The following is a 17,765-nucleotide window of genomic DNA, read 5'->3' as shown; positions in this document are numbered from 1 at the left end:
AAAAATCATGACAACAGAAAACGTACTTCATTCCGACCTGAAAATGGTGAAAGAATTGATTTATGATAAATGCGGTTTTGGTCTGACCAACTTAAAAGTGAATTTGGAAAGTGTGGAATATGGTGCTTGTTCATTTGACCTGGATGAAAAGAAAATGGTGCATCGGGTTTCGAAAATCACACCAACAAAAGTAGGACAGTTTGTAACCATTTGGAAGCGAAATAAAAATGGCATAACGGAACCTTTTGATAGTTCAGATGACTTTGATTTTATCGCAATCACATCAAAAAGTGGCGGCAATATCGGGCAATTTATTTTCCCGAAATCGGTTTTGGTTGACAAAGGAATTATTACACAAAACGGAAAAGGCGGAAAACGGGGGATAAGGGTTTATCCACCCTGGGAAACCGTAACGAATAAACAAGCAGAAAAAACGCAAAGTTGGCAGACAAACTATTTCGTAGCCATTAAGAACGACAACACAACGGACTTTGACCTGGCTCGAAAAATGTTAATTGAAACCTTGTCAATAGCTTAAAATGGAAGAATTAACTAATGGAATATGGATTTTGACAATATAGCATATTTACAATCCGGGAATCATCTTCAACAAGAGGCATATTTCACATCAAAGAGGAACCAGTTCTAAAATTGTTAGCCTCAAAAGAAACAAAACTGTTAAATGAAGTCTTAACACGAAAGTCAGATTTCATAAATAGCAGCTTTTAATCGAAATTCATCTTGCAATCAGTTGATGGGAATCAGTACGATAAAGCCCATTCATAGAGAAATACATTACTCATCCAGCTGTGAAAATAGAATCACTTTCTGCGGAAGATTTTCGAATAATTAGGGCAACCGAAAACACGGTGGTTATGACTTTTTTGGAACTGTTGAAACTCGAAGGAAAAGACTCTGAAACACTTTTCATAACGGAAGTGTTTTCAAAAGAGAAAAATGACTGGAAATTGATTTTCAAAAAGGAGCGAAACAATAATTCAGTATTTGAATTTAGGAAAGCGATTTGTTCTCGGGCAGATCGCTTTTTGTTTCAATCACCTAAAATCCTTACCTTAGGAACCTGTTCACGGCACTTTCATTAAACTCTTTAGCCGGGGAATAAAGGCATTTTTAAGCTGCTGATTCGAAAATGAAAGAACACATTTACAAATACAAGTCTAGCAAGGTTCTTCTAAAGTCTATTCTAAATTGGATTTGCTTGGCGATGCAAATAGGTATTTCCATTTTAATTGTTTTTGACGGTGGAGGAATAGGCTCGTTACTAGTTGTAAATCTGTTTTTTTCAATTTTTACTATTCCTGGGATCATTATACATCTTAATTACTTGAAGAATACACGCAATGCTGTTCTTATATTGAGATATAATACCATCTCACTAACGAGTAGTGAAAAGGAAATCACTTTGAATACAGCAGATATTACTAAAGTAATTCTTCATGAAGGTCCAAGAGGCTCCAGAATGCCTTGGTGGAACTACAGTTGGTTTGAACTGATTGATAAAGAAGGTAAGAGTATAAAAATAGGTTGTTACCTTTTGGATATAAGTGGCTTTTGGCTGGATTCTCTTAGCCGTAAAGTTAGTTCGAAGAATTTGGTACGGGAAGAAAGTCTTTTTCCGATCATAAAATAATGTACTGCTAAAAACATCCGGATACTACAAATCATTAAAGATGGACTTAATCCAAAAGTTAAAATAAGTTTAATTCACTTTGTAATTCAAAGTACTTTTAATACATTTGAAATCTCAATCAATTAAATACAAGTAAATGAATGTCCTAATCATCAACCCACCTCATTTATCCATAGGAAGCAGAATGCCTAATGAGCATTTGCCACCATTAGGACTATTATCCATCGGTGGTCCTTTAATCGATGCCGGTCACGATGTTAAACTTTTGGATGCCGACTATCACAATTATAAAATTGAAAAGGTTGCAGCTTTGATTCTTGAAAAGAATCCTGATGTAATATTGCTAGGGCATTCAGGTTCAACTTCGGCGCAACCTATCATCAATGAGATAACGAAAATAGTCAGTCAAAGAAATGAAAAGATAAAGATCATTATCGGTGGAGTTTTCCCAACTTATCATTGGAAGGAAATTTTGGAAGATAATCCACAAATCGACTATATCGTTTGTGGCGAAGGAGAAGAAATTGTATTAAACTTAATCGCAGCAATTGAAAACAACGCGAATTTGGAAAACATTAAAGGATTGGCATTCAACCTGAATGGAATCCCTTTTAAAACACCAGCAGCTGATACCATTAAAAATCTGGACGATTTCAGAATCGGTTGGGAATTAATGAAAGGTTACAATTATACCTATTGGGGAAAACGGAAGGCAGTCGTCATCCAATTTTCAAGAGGTTGCCCATATCCATGTACCTATTGTGGTCAGAGTTTGTTTTGGAAAAAGTGGAGACATCGAAGTGCAAAATCGTTGGCTGATGAAATGGAAATGCTACATAAGGAATATGGGGTTTTAGTCTTTAATTTTGCAGATGAAAATCCATCATCCAATCCAAAAGCATGGCGGGAGTTTTTAGAAGCATTGATTGCAAAGAACTTAAAGCTGATTTTGGTTGGTTCGATTCGGGCAGATAATATTGTCAGAGACGCGGAATTCCTTCATTTATACAAACAAGCAGGTTTTGAACGCTTCCTTTTAGGAATTGAAAACTACGATGAAGTGGTTCTTGCAAAAATTAAAAAGGCTGGAACGATTTCAAAAGACAAGGAAGCAATACAACTATTAAGAAAACACAATATTCTTTCTATGGCGACCTATGTGGTGGGCTTTGGAGAAGAAAAGACACGTGATTTCTACAATAGCTGGAAGCAATTAATATCCTATGATCCGGATCAGATACAATTACTTTATGTCACTCCGCACAAATGGACGCCTTACTTTGAAGACGTAAAGGAAAAAGAAATTATATTGACGGATCAGCGGAAATGGGATTATAAACATCAGGTAATCAGAACACAGTATTTAAAACCCTGGAAAGTTATTCTTTATGTCAAATTGATAGAAATAACGGTCCAGTTGAGACCAAAAGCATTGAAGCGATTGTTCTTTCACAAAGAAGCTAGATTGAGAAGTGCCATGCGCTGGTACACCCGAATTGGCAGACGTGTTTGGTTTTGGGAATTGTATCAATTCTTCTTTGTAACTAAATTGACACGGGATAAAGTGAAAATGAAAGACTTTTGGAAATGAGAAGTCCGGATCAATCAAATTTTCGGTATTATTGAGTGATGAAATCAAGCTTATTTAAAGAAAGAACATTGAAAAATTCGAACAATCAAATTGAGGCTTTGGAATCCGACTATTTGTACAAAAGTCAATCTCAAATCCCCCATGCGGGCTATGGTCTTTTTACGGTAATCGACATCTATAAAGACGAAACCATTGCTATTTTTAAAGGAGAAATCCTCAGCGATTTAGAAGCTAAACTAAGAGCCGAAGCAGGAAATGATGGGTACTTTATCAATTTATTGGATGGAAGTATAATGGATTCCAAAAATGTGGAGTGCTTTGCAAAATATGCCAATGATGCCGAAGGATTGGTTCCTTCAAAATTTAAAAACAATGCACGAATTACCTTAGACCTGAACGATCAGGTTTGCATTGAAGCTCTAAGAAATATCCGGGCAAACGAAGAATTGTTTTGCAGTTATGGGAAAGCTTATTGGAAAAAGCATGGTTGAATGATGCAATATACATAATTGAAAAAGAGGAAGATTTACTTTTCGTAAAAAGAAATGGACTCTTTTTTTATCTAATGCTGCGGAGAAAATCCCAATTACACGACAGGAAAATCGAGACATTTAATTTAAATCATCAGCCGATCAATTTATTGAACATTATGAAACAAAAAGGCTTCCATTTCGGTTGCTTGTGCAGAAAAGTGCTTGTCATTTGGGATCCTGATCCCGCCTTTTCATGCATCAAGCCCGAAAGGGGAGACTGCTCGAAAGTCGTAATTGGGTTGAAGGCATTTTTGCTTACTTTTTTTGCCTTGGAAAAAAGTAAGAGTAATTATCGATCAGCTACAGTGACTCGAATCTTTAAAAAAAACTAACCCAAACTCTCCAACTGCTCAAAAATCGGCAGCAAAGACTTTCCATTTTCTGTGAGATAATATTCAATGTGCAGAGGTTTTTCCTTGATGACCACCTTTTGAAGTAATCCCACTTCTTCCAATTCCTTTAATGCAACGGATAAGGTTTGTTTATTAGAACCGCTTATTTGGCGAAGTAAGCCGCTAAACCGCAAAGGACCATTGGTTGCCAGACGAAAAATTTCTGGTTTCCATTTGCCTGAAAGCATTTTCAAAAGTGCCTGTGCAGGACACGTTTCATTCTCTTCTGTAATTTTTTTTGTAGTCATAAAAAACTGACTTATTGTGGAGTGATTTTATTATTCTGACCTTCGTACAAAGGTAAAATAAATTGTGCCTGACAACAGACTTGAATGAAATTGACCCATCAAATTTTACTTGGTTTACTTGCGCTGAGTAGTACCAATTGTAACTCACAGAATTCAAAGACAATGCAAGAAAAAAGTAACCCCTTACTTTGTGATATCGAAAGCGGAATGTGCGCTTTACCAGGAAATGATTCCGATTCTCTAGGTTCAAATGGCTTTAAATCCGTTACAAAACCAATCAAGGTGATTTATTATACGGATCCGATTTGTTCTTCTTGCTGGGGAATTGAACCACAGCTTAGGAAATTGAAACTGGAATACGGAAACAGTATCGAAATTGAATACCGAATGGGCGGTTTACTTCCCGATTGGAACTACAACAGTGGAGGAATCAGCAAACCTTCCGATGTGGCTCATCATTGGGACGAAGTAAGTGTTTACTACGATATGCCGATAGATGGAGCTATTTGGTTGGAAGATCCTTTATCTTCTTCTTATCCTCCGTCAATTGCTTTTAAAGCCGCCCAGCTTCAGGACAAGGAAAAAGCAATCCTTTTTCTTCGTGAAATCCGTGAGATGGTTTTCCTGGAGAAAAAGAATATCACCAAGTGGGAATATTTAGAGACAGCAGCCAAAAAAGCTGGCTTGAATGTGGAGCAATTCAAAACAGATTATGAAGGAAGAGCAAAAGAGTTGTTCCATGAAGATTTGAAATTGGGTAAGGAATTGGGAGTGAGGGGATTTCCTACTTTGTTCTTTATGGATAAGGCAGGTAAAACCGAAAAGGTATATGGTTCACAAGCTTATGCCTCTTATGAAAACGCGATTTTGGGATTGGAATCGAAAGCCCAAAAAAGCAACTATTCCAAAGAGTTTACTTCCATTTTTGCCAACTATTCTTCTTTAACAGCCAGGGAATTTTCAGAATTGACCGATACCCCAAGAAATGAATCGGAGAAAGTGCTGAATGAATGGACTGAAAAGGGAATCTTGGAAAAACGAACAACGAAAAACGGTTCAATCTGGAGAATGAAATAGTAACCGCCCCTGATAAATAATTGAAAAGTAAGAGGATTTCCTCTTCTCTATTTTCAATTCAAAAAGCGATTTGTCCGACCTAAGCGGATGAGTCGCTTTTTTGGTTTGTGTGAAAGAACAAAAAGACAGTCGAAATTAGTAATTGACAAAAATGATTAAATCTGATAATGGTGTAACGTTTCCAATAATTATGTAACTATTCCTAAGGGAATTTGACTGAGATTTAAAGAATGAAAGTCACTCTTAAAAAATCAGTCCTTGTCCTAACGATTCTCACCACCTTTTTGGTTTCATGTAGTTCCGGTAATGAGGAGCCTTCAAGCAAGCAGGAAGAGGATCATCCTCATTGGAAACAACCGGAAACACTCGCTTATGAAATAAAGAATGCGAAACTTTGGTTGTCGGATTCCATTATAGGAAGTTCGGAACGCGCAATTGTATTTGCGGTAAACAGAACCGACAGTCTGAATTTCGCAAAGATGGATTCGGTCATCGTACCGGTTGATCTAAGCGGTGATATGGTTTGTTATCTTCCATTTCCATTGAACGTATCCTATCTGAAAGACATTGATAAGATCATTTTTTTCTCTTATGCTACTCAGACTTTCGGAGCTTATGAATACGGTGAACTGATTCATGCCGGACCAACCAATATGGGAAGAGAGAAAGATCAGACTCCCACCGGACTTTTCTTTACCAATTGGAAAGCAAAAAAGACAATCAGCACCTTTAACGATGAATGGGAATTACACTGGAACTTTAACGTAGCGAATAAAGCCGGAATTGGTTGGCATCAATACAGTTTGCCCGGCTATCCGGTTTCACATTCTTGTATGAGACTTTTGGAAAAAGACGCAAAATATCTTTATTACTGGGCTGATCAATGGATCTTGTCCGACAAGACAACCATTCAAGTGAAAGGAACACCCGTAATTATTTTTGGAAGTTATGATTTCAACGCTCCCAAACCTTGGTTGCAATTGATTCATGATCCGCATTCCCTGGATATTTCCGGAACTGACATTAAAAGGATAACGGAACCTTTCTTAAATGAAATTCTGGTTGAACAGAAAAACAGGGGAGTATCGACCGAAGCTAATAACAAGACCGCACAAATAGAATCGGATAAGCATTGATTAAATGGAATTTCAGTTTAAACATGTGAATTATATAACTTGATTCATTTTTTACACAACAGTTTAATGGGAGAAATTTGTGACCTTACCAATGAAATGAAGGCACAAGATATAAAACCCGTTGAAGAAGTAACCAATAGTGGATTGTCCAAAGCACAATCACATGTTATGCTTGAAATCATAGAGTATGTTCCTGATTCCATAGTAAGTAAAACGGTCATTAAACAGTCGAATGGTTCTGTTATCGCTACTTCCTTTGATGAAGGCGAAAAATTTTGTGAGAAAACCATAAAATCAGATATCTATGTTCAAATCATTGATGGTAAAGCGGTTGTAACAATCGATAACATCGACCACAAACTCAATTTAGGAGAAGGAATCATCATTCCGGGAAATAGTTTGCATTGTTTTAAGGCGGAAGAAAAATTCAAGATGATAACCACCATCATAACATCCATTACTGATAAGGATTCAATTGAGAATTGAATTTCGATAGTTCTCCGGACTGAAAAAAAAGATTTGCTTGCTCTTTGAGACGCTGTTCTGGTTTTGAATAGCTCCGTTTCTAATTAAAATTGTGGAAGCTTGAATTCAAACCCGGTTGTGGTTTGGAAAAGAAGTCTTTACTTTGAACCCTTATGAAAAAGGGAAACCAAATGATTTTGAAACAGATCTTAGTTATTTTATTAGTTGGAGTAGCTTATAGCGGAAATCTTCTTTCCCAAAACACCTCCTTTTCTCGAGGTAAGATGTTGACTAAAGAGAATGCGATCGAAGATTTTGGAATCTTACATTCCTCCCTGATCAATTATCATCCGGCTCCGTTCTTTTATGTAAATGAAGTCGATTTCACTACCTTTTACGAAAGCCAGAAAGCTTCGATTACGGACAGTCTCAGTGAAATGGACTTTCTCTTTTTGTGCAGAAAATTGGTTTCACAAATCAGATGCGGGCATACTCAGGCATTGCCATCTGATAATTGGTTTGCATCAGTCAAAGGTTTGGACAACCAGATCCCTTTCGAAATGAAACATGTGGAAGGCAAGATCTATATTTCAAATACGGTTGACGATTCGCTGGATTTTCAGATAAATGATGAACTAATCAGTGTCAATAATAGACCGGTACAGGATATCATTGATGAACTATTGGCAATGGAAACCGGGGATGGATTCACACAAGTTTTCAGAAATGCCCTGATTGAAAAACGATTCGGTATTTATATGCTATTTCTCTCAGGTATTCCTCAGGAATATGTCATTGAGTTCCGAAATAGTAAAGGGGAAATAAAACAAACAGCTGTTCAACCAACCAAGAAAAGAGCCGTTGAGCTTGTAAAGCCTGCTCTTCCGGACAATTTGAACAAGATCCTTGAAACTAGTTGGAGCAGTTTTAGTTTTGATTCCGAGGCGAATTTGGGTTATTTAAGAATTAGAAGTTTTATGGAGAAGAAAGAATACAAAAAATACTACAAACAAGTTTTCAAGTATCTCAAACAACATCCGAACTCCAAGCTGATAATTGATTTAAGAGAAAATTCCGGAGGAGATTTCAGGCATGGAAATCGGTTCCTGACTTATTTATCCTCTGAAAAAGTGCTGTTGAATTTCGAAAGACCCGGAAAAAAGCGCACGGAGAACGAGTATGTCAAATACTCCGGCTGGGACAAACTAGTACAATTTGCATTTGCAATTAAACCGCGTAAATACAAGGCGGAAGGACAGATTACAGAAACTTTTACCTACAGACCGAAAAAAAATGCATTTAAAGGAAAGTTGTATGTCATTACCAATGGAATAACCTTCTCCCAGGCTGCATTGGTTTCTTCGCATTTGAGAGAACACGGAGCCGTGTTTTTTGGTCAGGAAACCGGAGGTGCTGAACTTGGATGTAATGGAATATTGACCTATAAACTCGTTTTGCCAAATTCGGGTATCAAGCTCGATATTCCGGCATATCACGTAAAATCGAATTCGACCAAAGGTGAGTTTGGACGTGGAGTAAAACCCGATTTCCCGATAGCTTTGACCGTTGATAATACCATTGATCATACCTTGATGGAAGTGTTGCGGATCGTTAGAAACAATTAGCATCTAGATGAAAAGACAGGAGAACAGCATTGACAATTATCTCAATAGTTTAGAGCATTTTCGAAAGATTGAAGGGTCTATAGCAAATTACATTGGTATTCAGGATCTTAGAAGCGGAAACGTGACAATTCGAAATGAAAAAGGTTGGCGGGAAAACGAAAAATCAATAGAATATATTTGGATCGTTAAAATAGCTCGATCGTTTGTTGGTTGGGGAGGAATCTTTGCTATAAAGTTTGCCGAGAGCGAATTCCGAGGTTATTCTAACAAGGAAGAGCTTATTCATGGAATTTTTATTTCATCAGAGAATGGAGCAGAACAGTTATATATTGAAAATCTGATAGATATGTCTCAGGAAAAAGTTAGCTGCTTTAAATTAAATCTGTTTGATGCCAATAAAGGAGTTTCACTGGATGGTATTGCTTATGATCTGAGAATAATTGCGAGGAATGTAGATACATTTATTCAAACCAATAACCCAAATACGAATGATTGGAAGAAGTGGGAAGCAGAAATTTGGGAAATGGGGAGACAATTGGCAAAAAATTCAAATGACCTGGAGTTAATAAAGTTGTTTCAATCAAATGATAACTAAACATAATCAACAAACCATCAATGTTTTACAATTATCGGGAGAATACTGCTTATAATTTATAATCAATCACCTTCAACCTTGGCATAGCTCTTGCTATTCCTCTCACGAAGAAAAATTAAAAAACAGAAATCATGAAAAAGCTTCTTTTACTAGTTGTTCTTGCATCAGGAACATTATTCGGGCAAACAGACCAACAGAATTCAAAATCTACAGTTACGGTAAACGGAACTTCCAAAGTTTCCATCATTCCGGACATGACGGAGCTGAACATTCATGTTTCATCACTAAAAATGAACATGGCAGACGCCACCAAAGCGATTGGTGACCAGACCCAGCAATACTTGAAAATACTCAAACAACTTGGGTTTCAGGAAACGGATGTGAAAACAACCAATTTCTCTGCTTCCAAAAACAGGATCTACCGTCAAAACGGACCAATCGATAGTGGTTACGTGGTTTCTCAAAACCTGACAGTGAAATTTGGGTACAATCAGACAACATTGCAGAAGATAGTAGCGCGTTTTTCAGATGTAAAAGATCCGGTGGATTTCAATATCGGTTTCTATATTTCCGATGCTTTGCGTGAGAAAACAGAAGCAGAACTTCAGGCGAAAGCTGTTACGGATGCACGTAAGAAAGCAACCAATTTAACAACGGCTGCAGGAGTTAAAGTTGGAAGTTTGAAAGCGATTATCTTCGGAAGTGAATCTCCGTCAGCAGTTTATTATAAGTCTGATATGAGAACTTTTGAAGCAGCTGAACTATCAGATGGTGCGAATCTCAGCTTTGCTCCCCAGGAAATAGAATTACAGGAAGCAGTGGCAGTGGTTTGGTTTATTGAGTGATTGGTCAGACAACTCATTTTAGAAAAGCGGTTCTTATGAATCGCTTTTTTTTTGACCAATTGGGAATCGAGAGAATTGATCTTTTCTGAAATAAAAGCAATAAACCGAATTTATTATGTCGTTCTTTAGCCTATCCTCTTTGTAAGACATGCATTCAGGTAAAACCAATAGGTTTATAGAATGACTGATGAAGAGACCCAAGAGCAAGAGCAATCAACTGAATTGCTTCAATTCGAGGAATTGATACAAGGACTTATCGATAACGAATACGGTTGCTGCAATGATTTCATATTGCCCGGAACTGTAAACGGATTGAACGCCACTATCCGGAGCTTAAGTGAATCGGAAAGTATGAAGCCTTCCGGATTCGGGAATAATGAAGATTTCAAAAAAGATGAGCTTGTCCGAGGTGATAAAATCAATTGGATTGAAGAAGAAAGTACCAATCCCTTTGAACTAATCTACCTGAATAAGATCGGGAAGTTTATCGGGTATTTGAATCGCACCTGTTTCACTGCCATCACCAGTTTTGAAAGTCATTATTCCTCTTATGAAAAGAATAGTTTCTACAAACGGCACATTGATCAATTCAAAAACGAAAAAGGCCGGAAATATTCGATCGTTCTTTACCTCAATGAAGATTGGAAAAAAGAGGATGGCGGACTGCTCTCACTCTATCCAAAAGCAGGACAGCAGATTGATATCTCTCCCTTGGGAGGAAGAATGGTCTTGTTCCGCAGTGATGAAATGGAACACGAGGTCAATCCTTCTTTAACCCGAACCCGAAACAGTATCGCCGGCTGGTTGAAAAATTGAGATATAGCACTAACTTCGGCAAATAATTCAATAAAACAAGATGATAGAATCAAAACTTACTTTGGACATTATTACTGCAACATTGCAAGGTGAAAAGTACGAAGAGCAAATAACCAAACAACTGGAACACCTGGAAGAGGTGGAATACGAACACATGGATTCGGGACTTTTGATATACATTGAGTATCGGAAGGCGGCAAAAGAGTTTTGGTTGACGGATCCACAGTTGTACGAATTGTTTGGTGAATCGAGTCCTGAATTGTCCAAAGTTGAATTGATTCATGACGAATTAAAGATTCAGGCAGAAACAATGGTGCATTTTACGAATGGAATAATCGATCGCGTAGAAATTTGGAACAAACTGGGGGATTATCCGGAAGAGGATTTAGTAAGCTGGCAATTAAAACGAAAATAAGAACCAACCCTTTGATAAGAAGTCAGTCTTATATCCAAACTAACTAAAACGAAATGAAAAAAACGATACTATTCCTAACCGCAATTTTACTCGTGTTCACCTCTTTTTCTCAGGCTCCAAGCTGGATTTGGGCTCAAAGTTCCGGAGGAAACAATTACGATGAAGGAAGGGCTATTGCCAAAGATGCAAGTGGTAATATTTATGTAACAGGTAAATTCCTTAGTCAGAGCATCACGTTCGGCTCTACTGTATTGACAAACAATGGGAATTACGATGCTTTCATCGTGAAGTATTCCCCTGCAGGAAGTGTGATTTGGGCAAAGAATTTCGGAGGGACAGGTGATGATGCAAGTACGTGTATAAACATCGATGCAACTGGAAATATCTACATGGCAGGTTGGTTTTTCAGCCCGTCCATTGTATTCGGAGGAACAACGATAAACGAAGCGGCTTCCAATAATTCAACAGACCTTTTCATCGCAAAACTGGATCCTTCCGGAAATGTAATCTGGGCAAAAAGTGCCGGGGGAACAGTGGGTGAGGACATCACGGGAATTACTACCGACGCTTCAGGAAGCGTTTATGTTACAGGAGGTTTCGATAGTCCGTCTTTATCATTCGGTACTTTTACCTTAACCAGTGGAGGACCGGGACATCAGGTTTTTTTCATGGTGAAATATGATGCGATGGGAAATGCGATCTGGGGGAAGACAGCAGGTGGAATTTCTACGGATGTCGGCTCGGGCATTGCAACAGATGCATCCGGAAATATTATCGTAACCGGTTATTTCCATAGTTCAACGATTACATTCGATGCCACGACTTTGACCTGTCAGGGATTCTACAATAGTTTTATCGTGAAATATGACAATTCCGGGAATGTCATTTGGGCAAAGAAATCGGGAGGAACCGGAGATGATAAAGCGTTCAAAGTATGTACTGATGCCAACTCCAATGTTTACGTTGTTGGGACATTTACCAGTGCAGCCGGGTTATTCGGGAATACGACCCTGACAAATGCTTCTAGTGCTGGAAATACGGGGGATCTGTTCATTGTCAAATACGATTCTTCCGGAAATGCAATCTGGGCAAAAAGTGCAGGGAACACTTCCAATGACTTTGGAATCAATCTGAATGTGGATCCGAACGGCAATCCTTATGTCATCGGATGGTTTTCAAGTCCGACGATCGATTTTGGTACAACAACCTTAACTAAATCTGGTCCGGATGATATCTTTATCGCAAAATACGATACGTCAGGAAATGCTATCTGGGCGAAGAATGCCGGATGTGATGACTACATGGACGGCAATGATATTTTGATCAATGCACAAGGAGAAGTTTACATTACCGGAGCTTTTTATTGTGACACACTCGATTTGGGAAGTATTTCGCTGCCGAATGCATCCGCAAACATGCGTTCAGATATCCTGACAGCAAAACTGACTAGTACGCTTGGTCTGGATGAAATCAATTCCGACAAGCAAGTGACGATTTATCCGAATCCGTTTACCATGCAAACAACGATTGTTTTTGAAGAAGAACAAAAAAATGGAACCCTGAAAATAACAGACGTCTCCGGAAAAGTGATCAAGACCGTCAATTTTACCGGAAAACAAGTTGTATTGGAAAAAGGGAGCATGCAGTCCGGAATTTATTTTGTGGAGATCGGCAATAGCGTCAGTAAGAAAATTAGTGTAGAATAAGGTAAGCAGGTGTTTTTTTGAATAGCTTAAAAGAAAGTAATGGAGAATTTTGATCGTCAAAAACATTGGGAAGAAATTTATCAGACCAGGGAATTGAAAGATGTGAGCTGGTTTCAGGTAAAGCCGGAAACCTCTTTAAGCTTTTTTGAAAAATGGAATGTGCCGATAACAGCCAAAGTAATTGACATTGGCGGGGGCGATAGTTTTTTGGTGGATCATTTATTGGACTTGGGATACCAGGATATTTCCGTTCTGGACATTTCTGCAAGCGCAATTGAACGGGCGAAGCAGCGTTTGGGAAATCGGGCTGAACAAGTAAAGTGGATTGTCTCGGATGTAACCGCTTTTCAGCCTACGGAGAAATATGATTTCTGGCACGATCGGGCAGCCTTTCATTTTCTGGTGAATGAAGAGGATCTATCCAATTACATCAAGATAGCTCATGAAGGACTCAATCCATCAGGTATTTTGGTGATCGGAACCTTTTCGGAACAGGGACCAAAAAAATGCAGTGGAATTGAAATCAAACAATATTCTGAAGCCAGTATGACAGATCGATTCACTCCACTTTTCGAAAAACTGGATTGCATCACAGTGGATCACAAGACCCCTTTTGATACGATTCAAAATTTTGTTTTCTGTACTTTTAGGAAGTTGAAGTCGATTTAAGATCATTTATGTGGTCGACATGCTGACAAAAAGAGGATGGCAATGCAATAAATATTGTGATACATATGAGAGATCCTTTGAAAACTATAAATTGATTTTTTTGACTGAAAAACTGATAATTTTAAGGAATAATCATTTAAACAAAAATAATGGGATTTTTAAAAAGGCTTCTAGGTAGCAATAAGAAGCCTACAGAACAAGTTTCAAAACAATTTGAGAACATACCATCTGAAAATGAATCGGATGGTTCTCGCGGGAACGCAATACTTGAATTTCACAGATCCATCCAAACAGGTATTAATTGGAACGAACTGAACGATGTTGAGTTTGGGATGTGGCTTCCGAATGAAAAAGATCCCCGCTTTTCCGAATCATCTATTGTGGAAAAATGGGATGTTATTTATTCAATCACAAAAGACTATTGGTCTTATATTGCGGCGGATATCTTAAAGATTCTGGATGAAATCGATGAAGAAACATTTAGAATTGGACTTCCTGAAGATTTTCAGGCATTTGCTTTTCTGACCACTGAAGGGGAACAAATTGTTTTTTCCATATCACAGGAGAAAGGAATCAGGTTTCATTTTTCAGAAACTACCAGTTTGGAATACCGCTCAGATTTTATGGATCATTTCATAGCATATTGTAATGCATGGAAAAGTTTGGTAAAACAGAACAATGGGGAGCAGGATGAAGATTTGGAATTCGATAAATGGTGGAAGTATACTTTAGAAGTCTCCAAAGGAGTTGAGGAGAAAGAACCTCTGAATGGAGTAGGCAAAATTGTAAAGTAGCTCAGGATGAATTTTCTTATAGTGCACGAATACTTTAATTTCAGATGAATCCCGAAATCCAAACATACAACCTTTCGCAGTCAGATGAACATCTAAAGTCCCTATTCTACAATGAGATATCGGAAATCAAGTTGGAAAACCTGGAAGGCTGATTGAAAAAAGCGCGAGACATCCAATGGGATTACAAGAACCTGGTGAAACGCAAAGGGCAATTGGAACGGTTGAAGTAACATTTTCTCCAATTGAACGTTCATTCTGAGAAGTGAAGTTTTTAATGACCACCTTGTTTAACTTATAATTAAAGCGAATAAGCCCGCTCTTCGTCTATAAATCTGATAAACTACCAAAATGAAAAAAACAACCTTAACCTGTTTAATCTTGATCTCAACAATAATGGCTTATTGTCAAACAAAAGATTCTATGCCAGAATTGAATTTCGATTTTGAGACAGTTAAAAACGGAACCCCTCTTTTTTGGGATAATTTTGGAAGCGCTGATTATAAGCTTTCTCTCGATTCCACAGTGGTAAAGAATGGTAAGTATGCTGCGTCTATTGAATACAGGGGCGAAAAACCGGAATTTAGTGCTTGGGCATTCACCATTCCGAATAACTATTCAGGAAAGAAAATAACACTTAGTGGCTATATAAAAACAGAGAATGTGACGGGTGGATTTGCCGGTATTTGGATGAGAATTGACCCTGAAGTTGATTTTGACAATATGAGCAAAAAAGGTCTGAAAGGGACAACAGACTGGACAAAATATGAGATGACTCTGGACATGGATCCTGAAAACACAACACAAATAGTCTTTGGTGGCGTAATGGCTGGAAAAGGAAAGATTTGGATTGACCAGTTTACAGTAACAATCGATGGGAAAAATATCAAGGACCTAAAACCTCTCGAAAGAAAGGTGTTTCCTGCTGATAAAGACAGGGAATTTGATAATGGCTCCGGAATAACAACTATTCCTGTTAGTGAAAACCAAGTTGAAAATCTGAAAGTTCTGGGGTTGATTTGGGGTTTTTTAAAGTACTATCATCCCAATATTGCTAATGGAGAATATAACTGGGATTATGAACTTTTCAGAATTCTTCCCAAGGTGTTGAATACAGAAAACGAAAAAAGTAGGGATGAAGTTTTAACTAAATGGATTGATGGTTTTGGAACTTACCAGGAAGGAAAGGAAACAAAGATCAAACCATCGGAAACAAAACTCGTCCCGGATTTGGATTGGATCAAAACGTCGAATTTATCTGATGAGTTGACAGGGTCTTTATTAAAAATCAAAAATGCAAAAAGACCAAAAGAACATTATTATATTGGATTGGGTGTAGTTGGAAACCCTGAATTTAAACATGAAGACAGCTATTCGTCCATGGAATATCCGGATGCAGGTTTTCGACTGTTAGCTTTGTATCGGTATTGGAATATGATCCAGTATTATTTCCCGTATAAAAACTTGATAGAAGAAGACTGGAAAGGTGTTTTGACAGAGTTTATTCCGAAAGTGATTGCTGCCGGGAATGAAACAGAGTATACACTTACGATGTTACAGCTCATTGGTCGTATTCATGACACTCATGCCAATATCTGGGGAAGGAACAGAGCCTTAACGGATTATTTCGGATCCAATTACGCTCCTTTGGAAATAACATTTGTGGAAAATAAAGCTTTGGTTACAAACTATCATAACGATAAATGGGGAAAAGAGACAGGATTGCAAGTGGGAGATATGATCACTTCTGTGAATGATAAACCGGTTGAGGAAATTATAAAAGAACGGCTAAACCTTTCTCCGGCATCAAATTACCCGACAAAGCTGAGAGATATTGCCTACAACTTACTTCGAACAACTGATTCGACCATTTCTGTTGAATTTACCCGGAATAATAAAGAAGAGAAAGCAGTGTTGAAAGCATTCAATCCGAAGGAGATGCAGCTAAGAAGTAAATTCGATGCTTCAGATACTTGTTTCAGGATGATAACCAATGAAATAGCTTATATAAACAATGGATCAGTTAAAAGAGAATACTTGCCGGAAATATGGGAAGAAGTGCAGAAAGCAAAAGGTGTAATCATCGATGACAGAAACTATCCTTCTGATTTTGTACTATTTGATTTGATGAGCTATTTGTTACCGAAGAGTACACCGTTTGTAAAGTTCTCAAAAGGAAATATAACAACTCCCGGGCTTTTCACTTTCAAATATACACTCGAGGTAGGTGAAAAAAACCACGATTCCTTCAAAGGTAAAGTCATCATCCTCGTAAATGAGGTTTCACAAAGCTCTGCTGAATACCATGCGATGGCATACAGAGTTCATCCGAATGCAACCGTTGTCGGTTCAACAACTGCAGGAGCTGACGGGAATGTTTCCGAAATTAGTTTACCTGGCGGTATCATGAGTTTGATTAGTGGGATAGGAGTTTATTATCCTGATGGAAAAGAAACCCAAAGAATAGGTATCGTTCCGGATATTGAAATTAAACCGACCATTCAGGGAATTAAAGAAGGTCGCGACGAAGTGCTTGAAAAAGCAATCCAAATTATAAAGGGAATTTAGAAAATCACAGAAGAGATCAACCGCGACTGATCGATAAAGAATACGCGACAACGAATCTTTCACCCTTAGAATTCCGAAAGACATTTAATTGATTCTTAGATTATCTCCAAAACACCGACCATTTCTGTAGCTAAGAATAAGAAAATCAATGCTTTGGAAGAAGCTTGAACCGGGTATTTCCAAAGCGTTGTTTCGGGATTAGTTGGAAATTCTAAAGAATAGTTTGAATTGCTATTGGAATCAGGAATGTTTGTGATAAATTTAGAGTGTTTAAGTTTAATTGAAAAACATTAAACAAAATAAGTGTAAGCAAAACTCTAAAAGTATCCAATGCTAAAGAACACTTTCAGACAACAAGTTGATGTTGATCGAATCATAGAAATGGCTTGGGAAGACCGAACACCCTTTGAAGCAATAAAGGCACAATTTGCCTATTCGGAATCAGATGTGATTGTCTTGATGAGACGGGAATTAAAACGAAGCAGTTTTAATTTATGGCGAAAACGGGTCAATAGCGGAACAAGTCAAAAGCACGCACAAAAAAGGAATACAGAGATTGATCGCTTTAGATGCAGTCGCCAGAGATCTATTTCGATGAACAAAATCAGTAAGCGCTGATGGCACTGGAATTTACTTCTAACT

18 protein-coding genes are annotated in these 17,765 nt (G+C 37.9%); 17 read left to right on the top strand and 1 reads right to left on the bottom strand.

The window, feature by feature from the left end; translation table 11 throughout:
- The first annotated feature begins 7 nt into the window (after positions 1-7).
- The 4 genes from AAG807_RS12235 (at position 8) to AAG807_RS12220 (ending at position 3,733) form a co-directional block, all read left to right on the top strand.
- Positions 8-538, top strand: coding sequence for a MepB family protein (locus AAG807_RS12235; RefSeq protein WP_341904222.1), 531 nt, complete (start codon positions 8-10; stop codon positions 536-538).
- Between the two features lie 687 nt (positions 539-1,225).
- Positions 1,226-1,651 (top strand): hypothetical protein, encoded by a 426-nt coding sequence (locus tag AAG807_RS12230; RefSeq protein ID WP_341904219.1) that lies wholly within the window; start codon positions 1,226-1,228, stop codon positions 1,649-1,651.
- Between the two features lie 136 nt (positions 1,652-1,787).
- Entirely contained in the window at positions 1,788-3,242 is a 1,455-nt protein-coding gene (gene bchE, locus AAG807_RS12225) for a magnesium-protoporphyrin IX monomethyl ester anaerobic oxidative cyclase (RefSeq protein ID WP_341904218.1), read from the top strand.
- Between the two features lie 38 nt (positions 3,243-3,280).
- Positions 3,281-3,733, top strand: a complete 453-nt coding sequence (locus AAG807_RS12220; protein ID WP_341904215.1) for an SET domain-containing protein — start codon at positions 3,281-3,283, stop codon at positions 3,731-3,733.
- Between the two features lie 370 nt (positions 3,734-4,103).
- On the opposite strand, the gene AAG807_RS12215 is transcribed toward AAG807_RS12220, so the two are convergent.
- Positions 4,104-4,415 (bottom strand): helix-turn-helix domain-containing protein, encoded by a 312-nt coding sequence (locus AAG807_RS12215; RefSeq protein ID WP_341904213.1) that lies wholly within the window; start codon positions 4,413-4,415, stop codon positions 4,104-4,106.
- A 162-nt stretch (positions 4,416-4,577) separates the two neighbouring features.
- Between AAG807_RS12215 and AAG807_RS12210 the strand changes: the two genes are divergently transcribed.
- The 13 genes from AAG807_RS12210 to AAG807_RS12150 all read left to right on the top strand — a co-directional run bounded on the left by AAG807_RS12210 (position 4,578) and on the right by AAG807_RS12150 (position 17,741).
- Positions 4,578-5,492 (top strand): ClpXP adapter SpxH family protein, encoded by a 915-nt coding sequence (locus AAG807_RS12210; protein ID WP_341904210.1) that lies wholly within the window; start codon positions 4,578-4,580, stop codon positions 5,490-5,492.
- A 230-nt stretch (positions 5,493-5,722) separates the two neighbouring features.
- Positions 5,723-6,628: a L,D-transpeptidase gene (locus AAG807_RS12205; RefSeq protein WP_341904207.1), complete on the top strand. Its 906-nt coding sequence runs from the start codon at positions 5,723-5,725 to the stop codon at positions 6,626-6,628.
- Between the two features lie 39 nt (positions 6,629-6,667).
- Entirely contained in the window at positions 6,668-7,114 is a 447-nt protein-coding gene (locus AAG807_RS12200) for a cupin domain-containing protein (RefSeq protein WP_341904205.1), read from the top strand.
- 152 nt (positions 7,115-7,266) lie between these two features.
- Entirely contained in the window at positions 7,267-8,718 is a 1,452-nt protein-coding gene (locus AAG807_RS12195) for a S41 family peptidase (protein ID WP_341904202.1), read from the top strand.
- 7 nt (positions 8,719-8,725) lie between these two features.
- Positions 8,726-9,313 carry a hypothetical protein gene (locus AAG807_RS12190; RefSeq protein WP_341904199.1) on the top strand — a complete coding sequence of 196 codons (588 nt, stop codon included), beginning with the start codon at positions 8,726-8,728 and terminating at the stop codon, positions 9,311-9,313.
- Positions 9,314-9,444: 131 nt separating this feature from the next.
- A complete protein-coding gene (locus AAG807_RS12185) occupies positions 9,445-10,158 on the top strand; it encodes an SIMPL domain-containing protein (protein ID WP_341904197.1) in 714 nt (237 codons plus the stop codon).
- 180 nt (positions 10,159-10,338) lie between these two features.
- Positions 10,339-10,974, top strand: coding sequence for a 2OG-Fe(II) oxygenase (locus AAG807_RS12180; protein WP_341904194.1), 636 nt, complete (start codon positions 10,339-10,341; stop codon positions 10,972-10,974).
- A gap of 40 nt (positions 10,975-11,014) precedes the next feature.
- The gene (locus AAG807_RS12175; protein ID WP_341904191.1) at positions 11,015-11,389 is read left to right on the top strand and encodes a hypothetical protein; all 375 of its coding nucleotides are present in this window, start codon (positions 11,015-11,017) and stop codon (positions 11,387-11,389) included.
- Positions 11,390-11,442: 53 nt separating this feature from the next.
- Positions 11,443-13,095, top strand: coding sequence for a T9SS type A sorting domain-containing protein (locus AAG807_RS12170; RefSeq protein WP_341904189.1), 1,653 nt, complete (start codon positions 11,443-11,445; stop codon positions 13,093-13,095).
- A 39-nt stretch (positions 13,096-13,134) separates the two neighbouring features.
- Complete coding sequence (locus AAG807_RS12165) at positions 13,135-13,764, top strand: class I SAM-dependent methyltransferase (RefSeq protein WP_341904187.1); 630 nt, start codon at positions 13,135-13,137, stop codon at positions 13,762-13,764.
- 149 nt (positions 13,765-13,913) lie between these two features.
- Entirely contained in the window at positions 13,914-14,558 is a 645-nt protein-coding gene (locus AAG807_RS12160) for a hypothetical protein (protein ID WP_341904183.1), read from the top strand.
- A 348-nt stretch (positions 14,559-14,906) separates the two neighbouring features.
- Positions 14,907-17,123, top strand: coding sequence for a S41 family peptidase (locus tag AAG807_RS12155; protein ID WP_341904181.1), 2,217 nt, complete (start codon positions 14,907-14,909; stop codon positions 17,121-17,123).
- Positions 17,124-17,453: 330 nt separating this feature from the next.
- Positions 17,454-17,741 carry a TIGR03643 family protein gene (locus tag AAG807_RS12150; RefSeq protein WP_341904179.1) on the top strand — a complete coding sequence of 96 codons (288 nt, stop codon included), beginning with the start codon at positions 17,454-17,456 and terminating at the stop codon, positions 17,739-17,741.
- Positions 17,742-17,765 lie beyond the last annotated feature (24 nt).

This window comes from Fluviicola taffensis DSM 16823 (assembly GCF_943372375.1).
Lineage (GTDB): Bacteria > Bacteroidota > Bacteroidia > Flavobacteriales_D > Crocinitomicaceae > Fluviicola > Fluviicola taffensis_A.
The sequence above is the reverse complement of the archived record's forward strand: the minus strand, read 5'-3'. Positions and strand labels throughout refer to the sequence as shown.